18 protein-coding genes are annotated in these 17,783 nt (G+C 60.2%); 6 read left to right on the forward strand and 12 right to left on the reverse strand.

Annotated elements, in window-relative coordinates; translation table 11 throughout:
- Nucleotides 1-22: 22 nt before the first annotated feature.
- The 7 genes from C1713_RS05190 to C1713_RS05220 are packed head-to-tail and all read right to left on the reverse strand — an operon-like array spanning nucleotide 23 to nucleotide 6,946.
- Nucleotides 23-1,282: a copper amine oxidase gene (locus tag C1713_RS05190; protein WP_102493254.1), complete on the reverse strand. Its 1,260-nt coding sequence runs from the start codon at nucleotides 1,280-1,282 to the stop codon at nucleotides 23-25.
- Nucleotides 1,283-1,304: 22 nt separating this feature from the next.
- Nucleotides 1,305-2,162, reverse strand: a complete 858-nt coding sequence (locus C1713_RS05195; RefSeq protein ID WP_050341377.1) for a polysaccharide deacetylase family protein — start codon at nucleotides 2,160-2,162, stop codon at nucleotides 1,305-1,307.
- A complete protein-coding gene (whiA, locus tag C1713_RS05200) occupies nucleotides 2,159-3,085 on the reverse strand; it encodes a DNA-binding protein WhiA (protein WP_050341379.1) in 927 nt (308 codons plus the stop codon). Before whiA ends, C1713_RS05195 begins: the two co-directional genes overlap by 4 nt.
- 1 nt (nucleotide 3,086) lies before the next feature.
- Complete coding sequence (locus C1713_RS05205) at nucleotides 3,087-4,382, reverse strand: gluconeogenesis factor YvcK family protein (RefSeq protein WP_102493255.1); 1,296 nt, start codon at nucleotides 4,380-4,382, stop codon at nucleotides 3,087-3,089.
- A gap of 7 nt (nucleotides 4,383-4,389) precedes the next feature.
- A complete protein-coding gene (gene rapZ / locus C1713_RS05210) occupies nucleotides 4,390-5,301 on the reverse strand; it encodes an RNase adapter RapZ (RefSeq protein WP_009754032.1) in 912 nt (303 codons plus the stop codon).
- A gap of 9 nt (nucleotides 5,302-5,310) precedes the next feature.
- The gene (locus tag C1713_RS05215; RefSeq protein WP_061946301.1) at nucleotides 5,311-6,105 is read right to left on the reverse strand and encodes a Cof-type HAD-IIB family hydrolase; all 795 of its coding nucleotides are present in this window, start codon (nucleotides 6,103-6,105) and stop codon (nucleotides 5,311-5,313) included.
- Between the two features lie 4 nt (nucleotides 6,106-6,109).
- On the reverse strand, nucleotides 6,110-6,946 hold the full coding sequence (locus tag C1713_RS05220; RefSeq protein WP_102493256.1) for a Cof-type HAD-IIB family hydrolase: 837 nt from the start codon (nucleotides 6,944-6,946) through the stop codon (nucleotides 6,110-6,112).
- A gap of 118 nt (nucleotides 6,947-7,064) precedes the next feature.
- Here C1713_RS05220 and C1713_RS05225 point away from each other — a divergent pair, with 118 nt between their 5' ends.
- The 6 genes from C1713_RS05225 to C1713_RS05255 all read left to right on the forward strand — a co-directional run bounded on the left by C1713_RS05225 (nucleotide 7,065) and on the right by C1713_RS05255 (nucleotide 12,385).
- Nucleotides 7,065-7,553, forward strand: coding sequence for a hypothetical protein (locus C1713_RS05225; RefSeq protein WP_102493257.1), 489 nt, complete (start codon nucleotides 7,065-7,067; stop codon nucleotides 7,551-7,553).
- Between the two features lie 91 nt (nucleotides 7,554-7,644).
- Nucleotides 7,645-7,983 (forward strand): NusG domain II-containing protein, encoded by a 339-nt coding sequence (locus C1713_RS05230; RefSeq protein ID WP_050341390.1) that lies wholly within the window; start codon nucleotides 7,645-7,647, stop codon nucleotides 7,981-7,983.
- A gap of 1 nt (nucleotide 7,984) precedes the next feature.
- Nucleotides 7,985-8,476, forward strand: coding sequence for a Gx transporter family protein (locus tag C1713_RS05235; RefSeq protein WP_102493258.1), 492 nt, complete (start codon nucleotides 7,985-7,987; stop codon nucleotides 8,474-8,476).
- A gap of 361 nt (nucleotides 8,477-8,837) precedes the next feature.
- On the forward strand, nucleotides 8,838-10,202 hold the full coding sequence (fumC, locus tag C1713_RS05245) for a class II fumarate hydratase (RefSeq protein WP_102493259.1): 1,365 nt from the start codon (nucleotides 8,838-8,840) through the stop codon (nucleotides 10,200-10,202).
- Between the two features lie 205 nt (nucleotides 10,203-10,407).
- Nucleotides 10,408-11,772 carry an FAD-dependent oxidoreductase gene (locus tag C1713_RS05250; RefSeq protein WP_102493260.1) on the forward strand — a complete coding sequence of 455 codons (1,365 nt, stop codon included), beginning with the start codon at nucleotides 10,408-10,410 and terminating at the stop codon, nucleotides 11,770-11,772.
- 10 nt (nucleotides 11,773-11,782) lie between these two features.
- Nucleotides 11,783-12,385 (forward strand): hypothetical protein, encoded by a 603-nt coding sequence (locus C1713_RS05255; RefSeq protein ID WP_050341397.1) that lies wholly within the window; start codon nucleotides 11,783-11,785, stop codon nucleotides 12,383-12,385.
- A 67-nt stretch (nucleotides 12,386-12,452) separates the two neighbouring features.
- Here C1713_RS05255 and C1713_RS05260 read toward each other — a convergent pair whose 3' ends face one another.
- The 5 genes from C1713_RS05260 to C1713_RS05280 all read right to left on the reverse strand — a co-directional run bounded on the left by C1713_RS05260 (nucleotide 12,453) and on the right by C1713_RS05280 (nucleotide 17,771).
- Nucleotides 12,453-14,078 (reverse strand): peptide chain release factor 3, encoded by a 1,626-nt coding sequence (locus C1713_RS05260; RefSeq protein WP_102493261.1) that lies wholly within the window; start codon nucleotides 14,076-14,078, stop codon nucleotides 12,453-12,455.
- A 9-nt stretch (nucleotides 14,079-14,087) separates the two neighbouring features.
- Nucleotides 14,088-14,840 carry an exodeoxyribonuclease III gene (locus tag C1713_RS05265; RefSeq protein ID WP_009754022.1) on the reverse strand — a complete coding sequence of 251 codons (753 nt, stop codon included), beginning with the start codon at nucleotides 14,838-14,840 and terminating at the stop codon, nucleotides 14,088-14,090.
- A 14-nt stretch (nucleotides 14,841-14,854) separates the two neighbouring features.
- On the reverse strand, nucleotides 14,855-15,382 hold the full coding sequence (gene lepB / locus C1713_RS05270; protein ID WP_009754021.1) for a signal peptidase I: 528 nt from the start codon (nucleotides 15,380-15,382) through the stop codon (nucleotides 14,855-14,857).
- Nucleotides 15,383-15,514: 132 nt separating this feature from the next.
- Entirely contained in the window at nucleotides 15,515-15,856 is a 342-nt protein-coding gene (gene rplS, locus C1713_RS05275) for a 50S ribosomal protein L19 (RefSeq protein ID WP_009754020.1), read from the reverse strand.
- Nucleotides 15,857-15,968: 112 nt separating this feature from the next.
- Nucleotides 15,969-17,771, reverse strand: a complete 1,803-nt coding sequence (locus C1713_RS05280; protein WP_102493262.1) for a GGDEF domain-containing protein — start codon at nucleotides 17,769-17,771, stop codon at nucleotides 15,969-15,971.
- Between the last annotated feature and the right edge of the window lie 12 nt (nucleotides 17,772-17,783).

Below are 17,783 nucleotides of genomic sequence, written 5' to 3' on the forward strand. Positions count from 1 at the left end.
TCATGATAAAGATTTTTTTCCGTTATTCGGGCAGGAGAATGATATTCACGGGCAGATTCGATGCCCCCGGCGGCGAGTAGGCAAAGGTGACGGGATGAACGGCGCTGTACGTCCCAAGATCGGCCAGCTCCGTATACTGCGTGAGGACGAGCAGTCCTTCCGTGCGTGCCTTTGCGATCTGCGGCGGTTCGGGCAGCGTCTGGTCGCCGAAGTACGCCCGTGACGCAGGCGTCTCGATGAGGCGGCTTTGTCCGTCGCTGACAGCCGTCACCGCGCCCGCATAGACGCCGCCGAGCGGGCTGAGGAAGCATCGCACCTGCCCGCGCCCCATAATGGGCAGTACAATGTGGTAGAGGATGCCGTAGTTGCCGTAGTTGACAACGGGCGTTCCATCCGTTGCATCCACGCCGCTGCGATAGAGATCGTGAACGTTGTCGCCGATGGGGAAATACGCCGCGCCGTCCCGCATAGGAGCGTAGGCGCGCGGCAGTGTGACGATGCGGTCCATACTCTGAAACGTGCCGCGCAGAGCGACCTCATCGCGCGGCAGGACACGCGCCGTGCGCAGGAAGGAAAACGGATCGACATCCGCCCCGTACATGACAACGGAGACGCGCACGGGGGCATTGGCGTGAAAGTCGTAGACACCGTAGACCAGCTCGCCGGGCGCAAGCACGGTCGTATTCATCACAGGGGAGAGAAGGCGCGGCCGCTCCTTTGCCACGTAGATGCGCTCCTCGTGCTGCGCGGGATCAAAGTAGGCGATCTGTGTTGCCTTGCCGACGCGCAGGTAGTCTGTGCTCGGCGTACTCGTGCCGCCGCGCGTAACGGAGACGATGGCGAGGTCGGCATCCGTCTCGAGGATGACTGCGACCTTCTTCGGCTGTGCCGTGTCGTTCAGATGATAGTAGAGAACGCGTGCATCGCCCTCCACCGTGTCGCGATAGAGGATGCCGCTCTCCTTGACATACTCCGGGCTGTCTGAAAAGAGCAGTGTCCCGCCGATATCCTCCGCCCTCACATCCCAGCGTCGCATCATGCGCGAGCTGCCGGAGGCAAATACACGGTTCTGCGGCGGCGTCGTTTCTCCGATGATGCCCGCGACGCGTTCACGGATATTCGTCTTTCCTGCCGTGCGCTCATGGATATTTTGTTCCGCCGCACCGCGCTCGCGTACCACAGTGGTCCCCTCGCTGTGCTGCGGGTCAGCTCCCGCATGCCCCGCGCAAAGAAGGACAGCAGCCATTGCTGCCGCCCATAGTCCCTTGATTCCCTTGTTCATTCCCCTATAGTCCCTTTCCTTATCAATGTCCACGCACCGCGCTGCACAGCTTCTCGATCGGTGCACGCAGTCCCTCGGGCAGCTCTGCCACCCGCACGGCGGCACGCGCCGCGAGGTCTGCCTTCAGCAGCCGCAGGCGGAACTCTGTCAGCCCGAGATGCGGCGCGGGGATGTTGACGCGATGCAGGCGATACGGATTCGTCTCGAACGTATTGAGTCCCGCCTCGCCCGTCACCGCCGTCAGGTAGTTCTCCTCCGCGAGCATGGCCACGACGGTATCGTCATACGCTCCGTTCGGATAGGAAAAGCTGTAGATCGTCTTCATCCCGCGCCACTCGAGGAGCAGCTTGGAGAGCCGCAGCTCGTCGCGCTGCTCTGTCGGCGTGAGCGTTGTGAGCGGGATGTGGTTCGCCGTATGACTGCCGATCTCCATACCGCTGTGCTCGAGATCAAAGAGGTTATCCCACGTCATGTAGCCGGGCTGTCCGATGTCGTTCGTCACGACGTAGAACACCGCCTTCATCCCGCGCTCCTGCAGCATCGGGAACACGACGCGCCAGTTGTCCTCATAGCCATCATCAAAGGAGAGGATCACGGGCTTTGCGGGCAGTTCCTGCTTGCCCTTGCGCGCGCGTGCATAGTCCTGCGGGGTGATGGTCGTATAGCCCTCCTGCGTGAGGTAGTCCAGCTGTGCCGCAAACTCGGCGGGGGGGACGGCGTAGCGCACCTCATCCGGTTTTGCGTCATCCTTCACCATGTGATATTCCAGTATGGGAAAGCCCGACGGCTGTGCCGTCAGCAGCCATGCAGCAGCCGCCAAAATAATGAGCAGCGGCAGCGGCAGTCCATGGGTGAGCCGCCGCGCAATACCTCGAATCAATCTGTTTCCTCCTCTGCCATCATGCGGAGTTTCCGCAGACGATGGCTCATTCCTGATTTGCTGATGTGGCAAAGCTCCGCCAGCTCCGCCATGCTGATCTCCGGATGGGCACGCCGCATCTCTGCTGTTTCGCGCAGCTCCTCCGGCAGGGCAGCAAGCCGCCCCGTCTCCTCCAGTCGCTCAATCGCCGCGAGCTGATCTGCTGCCGCATCCACCGCGCGCTGGAGGTTCGCCGTCTCGACGTTGACGAGGCGGTTCACCTGTGCGCGCACTTCTTTGAGGTTGCGCGCGACCTCGATCTCCTCTGCCGCCTCCTCCGCGCCGATGAGCGAGAGGAAATCCATGACGGCATCGCCCTCCTTGAGATAGACAACGTACATCTCGTGGCGGTCGGTCAGCCCGACAGGGAAGTGCAGGCGACGCAGGAGTGTATGGAGTGCGCGCGCCATCTCCTCGCTCCGCGCCGTGATCTCGAGGTGGCACGCTGCCTCGGGGCGGTTGACGCTGCCGCCGCCGAGAAATGCGCCGCGCAGATAGGCGGCACGACAGCATTTTTTACGAAGCAGGGCGAGATCGCTCGTGCTGCGCAGACTCCCTCCGGCAAAGCCGAGCTGCGCGAGCAGCGGCGTCACCGCTGCGCCGGCGGCAATATTGACGATGTAGGTGCGCCGCCGCAGCTGCGGCATGCGCTCCATCGCAACAGAGGTCTCAATCGCGCCGTCCATCGCGCGCAGCAGACGGATGACGCGGCGCGCCACAGCGGCACTCGCCGCCGTAAAGCGCAGCCCCGCCCCACGCGCACCGTCCGTCTGCACAGAGGCGCCCATGCGCAGGAGTGCCGCGAGCTCTGCCGTCTGGCAGCAGGCACGGTCGACATCCGTGCGCGAGAGCGCATTTTTCACATCCGCAGCAAAGGACGGCATCTCAGTTCACCCGAAAGTCGTAGACCATGCGCATGACGTTGCGGCTGAGCTTGTCGGGATCGTGGCGCACGGCATCCGTCTGACTGATGATGTCCGCCGCGACGAATCCGATGCCGAGGGCGTTGATCGCCTCCTCGTCCACGGCAACGGGGTAGATGTCCTGTGCGGCGTACTGTTTGCGCAGCTCGGCAGAGATCGGCGCGTTGTTGACGAGCATGAAGTCGATTGTCCCGCGCCCTGCGTGCCTTAGGATCGCCTCTGCGTGCATGGACGCTGTATAGCCGTCAGTCTCACCGGGCTGGGTCATCACGTTGCAGATGTAGATCTTGAGGGCATTGCTTTTGCGCAGTTCCTCGGCGACACCGCTGACGAGGAGGTTCGGCATGATGCTCGTATAGAGACTGCCGGGGCCGAGGATGATCGCATCCGCCGTGCGGATCGCCTCGAGGGCGGAGGGTACGGGCGCGACATTCTGTGGGAACAGGCGCACACGGCGGATGCGTCCCGGCGCCTCGGGGATGCGTGACTCGCCTTCGACGACCGTTCCGTCCTCGAGGATCGCGTCGAGCCGCACGGACTCCTTCGATGCGGGCAGGACACGTCCCTTGACCGCGAGAACCTTCGAGGACTCGCGCAGCGCCGTCTCCATGTCACCCGTGACCTCCGCCATCGCCGCGAGGAAGAGATTGCCGAAGCTGTGTCCCGCGAGGTCGCTTGAGCCCTCAAAGCGGTGCTGAAAGAGTTTTTCCATCAGTGGCTCGGTATCGGCAAGCGCGACGAGACAGTTGCGCAGATCACCCGGCGGGATGATGCCGAGCTCCTCGCGCAGGCGCCCTGAGGAGCCGCCATCGTCCGCCACCGTCACGACAGCGGTCACGTTGCTCGTCAGTTCCTTGATACCGCGCAGGAGCACCGAGAGCCCATGTCCGCCGCCGATCACCGTGACGGTCGGGCCGCGGCTGAGCCGCGTTTTTTCATAGACCAGATCAACGAGGCGCGCCGACGTTCCCTCGGGCATCAGAGCCGTGATGACGGAGCGGATAACGTGGCGCGTCGCCACGAGCATGAGTACACTGCCGACAAGAGACGCAAGCACGCCTGCCACAACTGTGAAACCGTAGTCATAGCTGCCCTGCCACGTATAGACAAAGCGGAAGATTGCCTCCTCGATGGAGTCAATGTACTTGTAGTTAAAGATTAGTGCAGCCCCGAGTCCGACAAGGAGCGTTCCGAGCGCAAAGACAAAGAGCCAGCGCTTGAACCCCATGCCGGGATAGAGCCATTTCATCAAATGCATGGATTCGTCATCCCTCGCTCACGTGTTCCCGCACCTCATTCTTCATGAGGTCACGATGTTCCAGATGCGCCGCATAGTGTTTCTTGATACGGTCATAGAGATGCTTTGCGATAAAGACACTGCGGTGCATCCCGCCCGTACAGCCGACGGCGATCACGAGCTGGCTCTTCCCCTCCTTCACATACTGCGGCAGGAGAAAATCGACGAAGTTGTCGAGATGTTCCTCGAACTTCTGCGTCACATCCCATGACTCGATGTAGGACGCGACCTGCGGAACAGTGCCGCTCTTGCTGCGGAGGGAGTCGATGTAGAACGGGTTCGGCAAAAAGCGCACGTCAAAGACGAGATCGGCATCGAGCGGGATGCCGTACTTAAAGCCAAACGACAGGATGTTCACGCTCATCTGCGCATCCGCGCCCGGCGCATCGTAGTGGCGGCGGATGATGTCGCGCAGCTCCGCCTTGCGCAGCTTCGATGTGTCGACGATCTGCGTCGCACGTTCCCGTATGGGCGCGAGGCGGTTCCGCTCGCGCGTCACGCCCTCGGAGATGCGCGCATCCGGGGCGAGCGGATGTGGCCGCCGCGTCTCCTTGTAGCGACGGATGATCACATCGTCCGAGGCCTCGATAAAGAGCAGCTCGTAGGGCACGCCGCCCGCATCCAGCTCACCGAGCACGCGCACGAAGTCGTCGAAGAACTCGCGGCTGCGCGTGTCCACCACGATGGCGGCACGACTGATCTGCCCGTGCGTCTCACGACAGAGATTAATGAACTTTGGAATGAATACCGGCGGGAGGTTGTCCACGCAAAAGTAGCCGAGATCCTCCATATAGCGCGCGGCGAGCGACTTTCCGCCCCCCGACAGTCCCGTCACGATCACGGGACGGAATTTCTCTGCGGGATGTTTTATATCCATCATCGTCACCTCCTACAGTACAAATTTTTCCACAGCGGCGGCAATTCCGTTTTCATCGTTGGATGCCGTGACATAGGATGCGTGCTCCTTCGCCACGGGGAGTCCATTCGCCGGGACGACAGAAAATGCGCCCATCGAGAGCATCTCCACATCGTTGTCCGCATCGCCTGCAACCATGACCTCATCGAGTGTCAGCCCCATCGCGTCCGCAAGCGCCTGCACGCCGACCGCCTTGTTGATGCCGGGCGGGTTGATGTCAACGCTCGTGCCCGTATTCTGCTGCGGCACAAGGCGTCCGCCGAAGTGCGCCCGCACCTCGCTGACGTAGGAGTCAACCCCGCTTTTCATCTCGCGCAGGACGAACTGCGGTACGTTCTCCGTGCAGCCGAGATAGCCGCTTCCCACCTCCGTCACCACGAAATTCGCCGTCGTCCGATAGGCGGTGAAATAGTCCTCCCGGTACGTGGGCGCATAGATCTCCGCCCCGCTGTACCAGTTCACATACCAGTCCCGCGCGTAGCAGAACGTCAGGAACTCCCCGACAAATGCGGGGTCAAAATAGCGGGCAAAGAGCGGCGCATCCGCCCCCGTGCCGACGTATGCCCCGTTGCAGCAGACGACGGGCGCACGCGAGCCGAGCAGCCGCGCGAAGTGGAGCGCGGAGCACAGCATCCGCCCCGTCGCAATGGTGACGGTGACGCCGCGTGCCATGGCGCGTGCAAGGATGTCCTTCGTCCGCACCGTAATCGTCTTGTCCGAGGTCAGGAGCGTGCCGTCGAGATCGAGTGCGATGAGTTTGATCGCCATGCCTTTATCCTCTCCGCATTGGTACAGGTGCATCCGCACCCATGCCGAGCACATACGTATAGATTGCCGCCGCAAGGCCATTCTCCGTGCAGGACAGCGTCTCGCAGTCTGCCTCCGCCTTGACCTCGGGGAAGGCGTTCCCCATTGCAACACTCGTGCCTGCTGCCTTCAGCATGGGCAGGTCGTTGTACGCATCGCCGATCGCCATTGTCTCCGCAATGGGGATATCCAGCTTTGCCGCGAGTGCCGTGAGTGCCGATGCCTTCGAGACGCCCTTCACAACGATCTCGACCAGCCGATCTGCCGAACGCGTCACGCCGATGTGTGCGCCGAACGCATCCAGGAGCATCTGTGCACGCGCCTCACTCACGGCGCGCCCCTCCGTCACGAGGAGCAACTTGCAGTTTCCTGTCACGTACGCAAGCATTCCATCTCTCCCAACAGCCTTGCCGGTGATCTTCTGTGAATCCTCGTAAAAACGCGACTCCTCACAGGTGACGGCATAGCGCAGCACACCACCGCTGTAGCTTTGAATGTACCAGCCCCGTGCCTGTGCAAAGGTGATAATGTCCCGTGCAAGCATCGGGTCGAGAGCATACTCCTCATAGATGTGTCCGCTCGGGCTCTTGATGAGCGCCCCGTTGTAGGCGATGATCGGCACATCGACGCCGAGCGCCTCAGCGACGGGCAGTGCCGCCTCGAACATGCGCCCCGTCGCAATCGTCACGGTGATCCCCGCGCGCACGGCACACTGCACAGCCGCGATATTCTCTGCTGAAACGACATTGCCGTTTGGCAGCATCGTACCATCCAGATCCGACACAAATAACTTTACCGCCATGATGGCTTCCCCTCCGTATCCATTTCCCAAGCATCCCCCCTGCACATCCCACGGGAAACTGCTGACAAAATCATTTCCCCTATGCTATAATCATCTCAATCAAGAAAGGAGCGTTCCTGTGCTCAGCATCTTTCGCCAACTGATCGTCGTCGTCGCCCTGCTCCTCATCCTCGTCGGCATCTTCGGGCTCTCGTACACGTACCGTATCGATCATCGCAGTGCGCGCAGTCTCTCTGCGTACGCGACCATTGATTTTCGCGCATCCTATACCGGAGAGGGCCGGCTTGAGGGCGCGACGCTGTCCCTGCTCGACTATCGCTACGACAGTGCGAAGTTTCTGCCCGACGTCATCCTCTACACCGACGGAGCGGCGTGGGAGATGAAGGCGGCGACAAAGTATACACCGCATCCCGTGGAGGGTGCGGACAGCCCCTACAAGAACGAGAACAAGATGTTCCTCGTGTTCCCGCGCGCCAGCCTGCCCGCCATCCGCAAGGCAGTGAGCGTTCGACTGCGCTTCTATTACGACAACGGGCAGACCGTCGACCTCCCGCTGAACGAGTCCGACCTCGCCTATTGGCAGCGCGAGCTCAGTCAGGGGATTTGAGAAAATTGCTGTTTATGGAAGCACTGATACATGCAGTAATTCCTTATTTATTGTACTGTGATAAAAAACATTCGTCAAGGCAGGACTGACCATGAAGAAAAATGACCTCATACTGATCGCTGCGCTGCTCCTCCTCTGCGGGATCGGCGCAATATTTTTTGCGCTGCGCACGGACGGTGCAGCACGTCACGCGGTCATCACGCAGGACGGCACACAGCTCTATGACATCCCGCTCACGGGACACACGGGGACGGAGGACATACCGATTGCGGACGCACACGGCGAGAACACGATCCGCATCGAGGGGGAGAGTATTGCCGTCGTCCATGCGGACTGCCCCGATCAGGTCTGCGTGCGGACGGGACGCGCGGAGAAAAAGGGCGACGTGATCGCCTGCCTCCCGCACAAACTCCTGATCGAAGTGAAATGATATGAGACCACTTCGTCTTACGGCGCGCATCGCCCTCCTCACTGCGCTCTCCCTCATCCTCTTCCTCCTAGAGGGCTTTCTCCCCCTGCCGTTTCCTGTACCGGGCGCGAAACTTGGGCTGGCCGCCATCGTCACCCTCATCGCGCTCCGCATCCTGCCGCGTACGCGCGACGCTGCCGCCGTCCTGCTCCTGCGCATCTTCCTATCCGCCTTCCTTGGCGGCGGATTCGCCCCACTCCTCTACAGCATGGCGGGCGGACTGGCGAGTTTTGCTGCGATGGCCCTCCTCCTGCGGCGCACACAGCTCTCCCTCGTCGGCATCAGCGCCGTCGGCGGACTCCTCCACAACATGGCGCAGCTGTTCGTCGCCGCCGCTGTCATGGAGAGCAGCGCACTCCTCCTCTACGCTCCGCTCCTCGGCGTTGTCGGCATCCTGACCGGCACGGGCATCGGCATCCTCGCGCAATCTACTATGAAAAAAATTAAATACTAGATAAATATTCTCAACCGCAATATTTTGTGCTATACTGTTCCTGTCGGAATATTGTGGTTCTAAACTGTCCCTGCAATACGCCTAGGGAATCACTGATAAAATGAGGTCTGCCAGATTGGCGTAGATTTTTCGTCCGAACGAGGTGGAAAACCGGACGCAGAGTGGTGCTCTGTGGAGGATTTTCCACCGAAGTGCGTGCAAAAAAGATGCGTCAAGATGGTTGTGCCGAATTTATCAGTGCTTCCCTAAGCCCCCCTAGTGAAGCAAGCGCACGACCACTTGCGCAACGAGGTGTTTGCGCGGCGTATGCAGACGACACACCGCAATATCTATCCTTTCTTGTGACAGGAGGTTCATATCCATGGAGTATCGCATTGAGCATGATTCCCTCGGCGAGGTCAAAGTCCCCGCAGACAAGTACTGGGCGGCGCAGACAGAGCGCAGCTTCGAGAACTTCCCCATCGGCATCGAGAAGATGCCCGCCGAGATCATCCACGCATTCGGCATCCTAAAAAAGTCTGCCGCTATCGCCAACCACACGCTTGGCAAGCTCGATGAGAAGCGGCTCTCCGCCATCTGCAAGGCATGTGATGAGATCCTCGACGGCAAGCTCGCCGCCCACTTCCCGCTCGCCGTATGGCAGACGGGCAGCGGCACGCAGTCCAATATGAACGTCAACGAGGTCATCGCGAACCGCGGCAACGAGATCGCGGGGGAGAAAATCCTCCATCCGAACGACCATGCGAATATGTCGCAGAGCTCGAACGACACCTTCCCGACCGCCATGCACATCGCCGCCGTCATCGCCATCGAGGACGGGCTGTTCCCCGCGATCGACCTCCTCGCCGCAACCTTCCGTCGCCTCATGGCAGAGAACGACGGCATCGTCAAGACGGGACGCACGCATCTGCAGGACGCCGTCCCCATCTCCTTCATGCAGGAGATCAGCGGCTGGCTTGATATGCTTGAGCAGTCGAAGAAACAGCTGCAGGCATCTCTCCCCTTCCTCCACGAGCTCGCCCTCGGCGGCACCGCCGTCGGCACAGGACTCAACGCACCGAAGGGATTTGATGTCGCCGTCGCACGCGCGGCGAGCGAGCTGACGGGCAAGCCCTTCGTCACTGCAGCGAACAAGTTCCACGCGCTCACGAGCAAGGATGCCGTCGTCTTTGCCCACGGCGCACTCAAGGGACTTGCCGCCAACATGATGAAGATTGCAAACGACGTGCGCTGGCTCGCCTCGGGACCGCGCTGCGGACTCGGCGAGATCACCATCCCCGCGAACGAGCCCGGCAGCTCGATCATGCCGGGCAAAGTCAACCCGACCCAGTGCGAGTCCGTCACAATGGTCGCCGTACAGGTCATGGGCAACGATGCTGCCATCGGCTTTGCCGCCTCGCAGGGCAATTTCGAGCTCAACGTCTTCATGCCCGTCATTATCTACAACTTCCTGCAGTCGACACGCCTGCTCACCGACTCCATCAAGTCGTTCAACGACCGCTGCGCCGTCGGCATCAAGGCGAACCGCGAGAAGATGCACGAGAACCTGCACCGCTCGCTCATGCTCGTCACGGCGCTCAATCCGTATATCGGCTACGAGAACGCCGCCAAGACGGCACACAAGGCGTTCGATGAGAACATCAGCCTGAAGGAGGCATGCGTCGCGCTCGGCTTCCTCACCGCAGAGAAGTTCGACGAGGTATTCCATCCCGAGGAGATGGTCTAAGGAAGCACTGACAAATTCGGCACGGCCATCTGGCATACCTCATTTTATCAGCGATTCCCTAAGGCATACAGATCCGCTCAGTACAATGGGGCTGCTGCAAACTTCATGCAGCAGTCCCGTTTTTTTCACAATAATTCTCTTTATGGGCTCAAAAAATGCTATAATAACTGCAGTGATACAAAGTTTAACAGAAACGGAGCACCCTATGCAAAATACAACATATCAAAACCTCATCATCGGCTTTGGCAAGGCAGGCAAGACGCTCGCGGGCTTTCTCGCGAAGAAGGGCGAGCGTGTCGCCCTCGTCGAACGGTCAAAGGAGCGCTACGGCGGTACCTGCATCAACGTCGCCTGCATCCCGTCGAAGTCGCTGGAGTACAGCGCGCGTCTCTCGGCGGCGGCGGGCGGCGACTTTGCGGCAAAGGCAGAGCGCTATCGTGCGGCGATTGCAGAGAAACGCCGCCTCACGAAAATGCTGCGCGAAAAGAACTACGCCAAGGTGACGGGCGCGGGTGCTGTCGTCATTGACGGAGAGGCATCGTTTGTCGATGCACACACTGTGCGCATTGTTGGAGCGGACGGAGCGCAGACCATCACGGCGGAGCGTATTTTCATCAATACGGGCGCGCTTCCCTTTGTCCCACCGATCAAAGGTGCGGCAGAGAGTACGCACGTCTACACAAGCGAGACGATGATGGAGCTGGACGAGCTGCCCGAGAAGCTCGTCATCATCGGGGGCGGCTACATTGGGCTGGAGTTCGCGTCATACTACGCCAACTTCGGGTCGTCCGTCACCGTCGTACAGGACGGCACGGCCTTCATCCCGCGTGAGGATGCAGAAATCGCCGCCCGCGTCCTGCAGCATACAAATGATCGCGGCATCCATATCCTGATGGGGGCAAAGGTGCAGCGCATCGAGGACAGCGCGGAGGCTGCGAACGTCGTCGTGCAGACGGCGGACGGAGAGAAGACGCTTGCGGCGAACGCCATCCTCATTGCCACGGGCCGCCGCCCGAACATCGAAGGGCTGAATCTTGCGGCGACGGGCGTTGCTGTGACGGAGCGCGGTGCGGTCGCCGTTGACGAGCATCTGCGCACGAACGTCCCGTATATATGGGCGATGGGCGATGTCACGGGCGGCCTGCAGTTCACCTACATCTCTCTCGACGACTTCCGCATTGTAAAGGATCAACTTGTGGGCAGCGGAACGCGCACAACGGCAAATCGCGGCGCCGTCCCCTACACCGTCTTCCTCGATCCGCCGCTCTCGCGCGTCGGCATGACGGAGGCACAGGCGGAGGCGGCAGGCTTTGACGTGCGCGTTCTCCGCCTAGAGGTCGCTGCCATCCCGAAGGCGCAGGTCTACAAGAAGCCCGCCGGCATGCTCAAGGCCGTGGTTGACGCAAAGACCGACATCGTCCTCGGTGCGCATTTCTTCTGTCCTGAGTCACAGGAGATGATCAACCTCATGAAAATGGCCATCGACCACGGCATTACCGCCGCCGCGCTTGGCTCTGCCATCTACACCCACCCGACCATGACCGAGGCACTGAATGATTTGTTTAGCTAAGGAGGCAACGATGACATTTGCACACAAAGCGGCGCGATTCTGCTGCGCCGCCATATTCGCCCCGCTGCTCCTCCTCGTGGCAGAGGCTGAGGCGGCACCAGAGACAGCCCCCATACCAGCGACAAGAACGGCGCCCGTCGAGAACACTCCTATACAGCAGCTCTCGATGGAGTTTCGCCATCCTGTCGCAGACGGCACGCTCATGCGTATGATCTGCCTGATCGACGTCCCCGCGAAAAATGCGCTCTCCGCTGAGGAGCTCGCGGCACGCGGCATCGACGGCGAGCACTTCATCACCTGCCTCGGCGAGTTCGTTGGCAAGGAGTTCTCAGACGGCCGCTTTCAGGATATCGCCGAGCACTACGTCCCATGGACAGAGGCGCGTGAAGCAGACTTTCGTGCGATGCTCGACGCGCACAATCTCGCTGCCGAGAACGACTACGGTGCACGGGCGGAGGCGGTGCAGAATCCCGCCTACAACATCGTCATCGCCTATCAAAGCGGACGCAGCCTGCACATCACCTCCGCAGGAGCGGCGCTGAACGAGCGCGAAAACGCCGTCGAGGACGCTGTCCTCACATGGGTGGATGACGCGTTTGCGGGGAAAAAATAAGGACACACTAAAACACAGGAGATCACAGCGCGCATTGACGTGATCTCCTGTGTTTTGTTGTTCCTATTCATGCCTCTTTACGGTCGAACGGTACTTGTCCAAGCTCAAGGTCGGGATTGTTCTCGCGGATCCAGCCAAGTGCCCACTCGTTGTTGACGAGGAGGACGGGATTGCCGTTGCGGTCGTGGACGAACATGCCGCGATCTGCGCCGCGCAGATCGGCGGGCTTTATCTCGCGCCCATCGGGGAACGCGAGCCAGCGCGCCGTCTCGAACGGCTGCATCTGCATCGTGATCTCCGTGTTGTACTCGTTCTTCAGACGGTATTCGAGCACCTCGAACTGCAGCGTGCCGACCGTGCCGACGATATAGCTGTCAAGCCCCGCACCGACCTGCTCAAAGAGCTGGATCGCGCCCTCCTGCGTCAGCTGCTCGATGCCCTTGACGAACTGCTTGCGCTTCATCGTATCCTTTGCCGCGACGCGTGCGAAGCGCTCGGGCGGGAACACGGGGAAGTCCTCGAACTTGAACTTGTGCGCGGGGTCGCAGAGCGTATCGCCGATGCCGAATACGCCGGGGTCAAACAGTCCCACGATGTCGCCTGGGTACGCCGTGTCGATGATCTGGCGATCCTGCGCGAGGAATTGCTGCGGCTGAGCGAGCTTGATAAGTTTTCCGCTCGGCGCGTGCCAGACGCTCATATTGCGGTCGAATTTTCCCGAGGTAATGCGGATAAAAGCGAGTCGGTCGCGGTGCGCGGGGTTCATATTCGCCTGAATCTTAAAGACGAATCCCGAGAACTGCTCATCGTCAGGCTCGATCACGCCGTCCGAAGACATGCGCGGTGCGGGCGTCGGCGCGAGACGGATATACTCCTCAAGGAAGTTCTGCACGCCGAAATTCGTCATCGCAGAGCCGAAGAACATCGGCGTCAGCTCACCCGCATCAATCGCCGCGCGGTCAAATGCCTCGCCCGCGTCGCGCAGCAGCTCGATGTCATCCGCAAGAGCGGCGGCGGCCTCCGCGCCGACACGCTCCTTCCACGCGGGATCATCCATCTCAAACACCTCGGAGACACGCGTCTCCTGCCCGTGGCTCGTATCCTCGGCAAAGAGCTCGATGCGATTCTTCTCGCGGTCATAGACGCCGCGATACGTGCCGTCCGTTCCGATCGGCCAGTTCATCGGGTAGGAACGGATGCCAAGTACGTTCTCCAGCTCGTCCATGAGATCGAGCGGCGCCTTGCCGAAGCGGTCGAGCTTGTTGACAAAGGTAAAGATGGGGATGCCGCGCTGACGGCAGACGCGGAACAGCTTGCGCGTCTGTGCCTCAACGCCCTTTGCCGCGTCGATGATCATGACGGCACTGTCCACCGCCATCAGCGTGCGGTACGTGTCCTCACTGAAGTCCTGATGCCCCGGCGTATCGAGGATGTTGATCCGATAGCTGTCATAGTCGAACTGCAGCACGGAGGATGTGACCGAGATGCCGCGCTGTTTTTCGATCTCCATCCAGTCAGAGACGGCATGACGCTGCGTCTTGCGCGACTTGATCGAGCCCGCGAGATGGATTGCCCCGCCGTAAAGCAGCAGCTTCTCGGTGAGCGTCGTCTTGCCCGCGTCCGGATGCGAGATGATGGCAAAGGTGCGTCGCTTCGCGATCTCGCGGTCGAGTTCTTCTTTCAGAGCTCCCATAAATCTCCCTTACTTTAGTGTCAGTGATACGGGGCAGTGATCGCTCCCGAATACATCCGCATGGATCTCCGCCGCCGCGATGCGGTCACGCAGCTCCTCGGAGACGAGGAAGTAGTCGATGCGCCACCCTGCATTCGTCTCGCGCGCATGGCGCAGATACGACCACCACGTATACGCCCCCGTGAGGTCGGGATAGAGCGCGCGGAACGTATCGACAAAGCCCGCATTGAGCAGCTCCGTGAACTTGCCGCGCTCCTCGTCTGTAAAGCCCGCGTTGCGGCGGTTGCTCTTCGGATTCTTGAGGTCGATCTCCGTATGCGCGACGTTGAGGTCGCCGCAGACGACGACAGGTTTTTTCGCACGCAGATCGAGCAGGAATGCGCGGAACGCATCCTCCCATGTCATGCGATAGTCGAGGCGCTCGAGTGCGCGCTTTGCGTTCGGTGTGTAGACCGTGACGAGATAGACGTCATTGAACTCCATCGTGATGACGCGCCCCTCGTGATCGTGCTCGGGGATGCCGATGCCGTACGCCACGGAGAGCGGCTTCACGCGCGTAAAGATCGCCGTGCCCGAGTAGCCCTTTTTCTCTGCGCTGTAAAAATACTGCTCGTAGCCGGGCAGATCGAGGATCGCTTGCCCCTCCTGCATCTTCGTCTCCTGCAGGCAGAAGGCGTCTGCGTCAAGCTCCTTGAACGCCTCCATAAATCCCTTTTTGAGTGCGGCGCGCAGGCCGTTGACATTCCATGATACAAAGCGCATCGCGTCGTCCTCCGTCAGAGCGTCTTATACGCCGAAATCGGCCAGAATACGAGCATCGCCTTCCCCTTGATGAGATCGTACGGAACGAATCCCACGTCGGCAAAGCGGCTGTCCTCAGAGTTGTTGCGGTTGTCGCCCATGACGAAGATATGTCCCTCGGGCACAGTCGCCTTGGGGTACTCGCTCCGCGTCTTTTCGAGGATATAGTCCTCTGTGAGCAGCTGATCGTTGACGAGCACGCGCCCCTCGCGGATCTCGATCGTATCCCCCGGCACGGCGATCACGCGCTTGATGAAGTCACGGCTCGGATCGCGCGGATACTGAAAGACGAGTACGTCCCCCTTCTCGGGCGGATGGAACCGGTAGATGAACTTGTTGACGACAAGGCGCTGCTCTGACTCGAGCGTCGGGCGCATCGACGGCCCGTCAACGACATAGAGCTCGACGATAAAGGTGCGAATGAACATCGCAAGAGCAACGGCGACGACGATGGAGACAATCCAGTCTTTGATCTCGGACGCCGTTGATGTTTCCTGTTCCATAGAGGCCTCCTTCCAGCCATACGGGAAGCACGGATAAAATCTACCTCTTTATTTTATCCCTGATTCCTAAGAAAAAAGATGAAAGAAACGCGAAAAATAGGGACTGCCGCAGCAGTCCCCATCTTCCATCGATCAGCGTTTTTCCCGAATACGAGCTGCCTTGCCCGTGAGACCGCGCAGATAGTAGAGCTTGGCGCGGCGGACGATGCCGCGGCGCGTCACCTCGATCTTTGCGATGCGTGGAGAGTGCACGGGGAAGAGACGCTCAACGCCGACGCCCGATGCGATGCGGCGCACGGTAAAGGTCTCACGGACACCCGTGCCCTGGCGGGCGATGACAACGCCCTCGAACACCTGGATACGCTCACGCGTGCCCTCGACGATACGGGCATGGACGCGTACTGTGTCACCGGGCGCGAACTGCGGGATATCCGAGCGGAGCTGTTCCTTCTCCAGGACTTCGATGATGTTCATACGTTTTCCTCCTTCGATCGGGCGTTCATACGCGACCCTCTGCCGCCCAGCGGACCACCCATACACATACTCAGTGACTATATCATAAGATGGATTTCTGTGCAAGCGTTTTTTAGCGCCACTGCAAATTCATTATATTGCTCTTTGTATGTTCCCCCTGCTTCTCTTTTACCGGGGCCTGTTCCTGTGGGCGGGGCGGCGGCATGCGGGTCTTCCCATCCTTCGGCTCGCAGCTGATGCGGTTGCGCCCCCCCTCCTTCGATGCATAGAGAGCGGTATCTGCACGCTTGACGAGCGCGGCGGCATCGTCGTCCGGACCATGCCAGACACCGATGCCGCCGCTGCATGTCACCTGCTGCGCCGTCAGCAGCCGTGCCTTGGCGACCCCCTCACGGATCTGATTGGCAAATGCCTGCGCCTTTGCACCGTCATAGTGCAGGCAGAGCAGGATGAATTCCTCACCGCCCCAACGAATGAGTATGTGCCGCCGATCGAGGAAGGAACGGATGGTCTGTGCAAAGCCAAAGAGCACCTCATCGCCGGCATCGTGTCCGTACGTGTCGTTGATCGACTTAAAGTGGTCGATGTCGAACATGACGAGGGAGAGCGGCTCACCTGTATCTCGCGCGATCTTTGTGAAGTCGCGCATCGCGGATGGGAATCTGTTCCGATTGTAAACCCCCGTAAGCGGATCGATCTCCATGCGCTTCTTAACTGCCTGCACCTCTCCCTCGAGGGTGTTGGAGCGCTCCATGAGCCGGCGCTCGGACTCCGCACGGTCGAGGATAAGCTGGATGATAAAGAAAGAGATCGTATAGATACTGAACGGTGTAAATGAGGTCTGTGCCTCATACAGCCGATACTGGAATGCAAGCGCATCGATGATGCCGAGCGGCACGATGATGAGCAGGGCGATCAGGAGAGCTGCGGCGTGCTTGTTGCCCGCCTTGCTCGACTTCCAGAGTGCGTATGCGACGTAGCTGCCCCAGACGGCGAGTCCCGGCACGTAGGGGAACTGCATCATGTAGAGGCCGAACTGCCCCATCATTTCAGCGATGATGCCGACCACGAGGAGCACGACGAAGATGTTGTTCAACCGCATGATCCACGAGCGATACTGCCGGTTCACGACCTCGACGAGGAGGATGCTGCCCGCAATAGGCAGCAGGAAGGATGAGATCAGCTCTGTGCGCCACCACAAAACCGGCCAGTCCATCCACATGAAGATGAGGTTCGAGGAGCTGAACATCCAGACAAAGAACGTCGTCAAGAGGAGCATGAGACGCAGATAGATGCCGCGCCGTGCCGCATCGACGACAAAGTACACGCCGATCACCATCATTAAGATGACGATGGCCGTCAGCCCCGCAACATAGGGAAAGTCATAAATAAAAAGCCGCTTGACGAGTTCGGACTCCTTATCGATATGCACGCGGTTGAGCTGTGTGAGTACCCACGGATTGTCCGAGGTCACGCGGATGATGAGCTCCCGTCCTGCCGCCCACGCGGGCAGATTGACGAGATGCCACTTGCGCCCGTACTGCTCCAGCTGCGGATCGCTGCTCCCATAGCGGTAGATGGCCGATCCATCCAGATAGACACGGACGGACTGATCAATGGTCGCGAAGAAGAAGCTCTCATCGCCCCGCATATCCGCCGGGACATGGACACGCAGCCATGCGCTGCGCGTTCCCTCGGGAGCAGAGGCCCCCTCACGCGGGTCGAACGGCACCCACGTCCCATCGCTCGAGGAAAAGGAGGGCGGCGCTTTCATCGCCTTGACATTGGTGTCAACGGTATTCTCCTGCCAGTATTCCCACGTCAGCGTTTCATCCTCTGCCGACGCACTGCTCCCAACGCCCAGAACCAGCACAAACAGTGCAAGGGACAGAAAAAACATCACGCTTCGCTTCATACATCCGTCACC

The organism is Centipeda felix, from assembly GCF_900186465.1.
In the GTDB taxonomy this organism is placed as follows: Bacteria; Bacillota; Negativicutes; order Selenomonadales; family Selenomonadaceae; genus Centipeda; species Centipeda felix.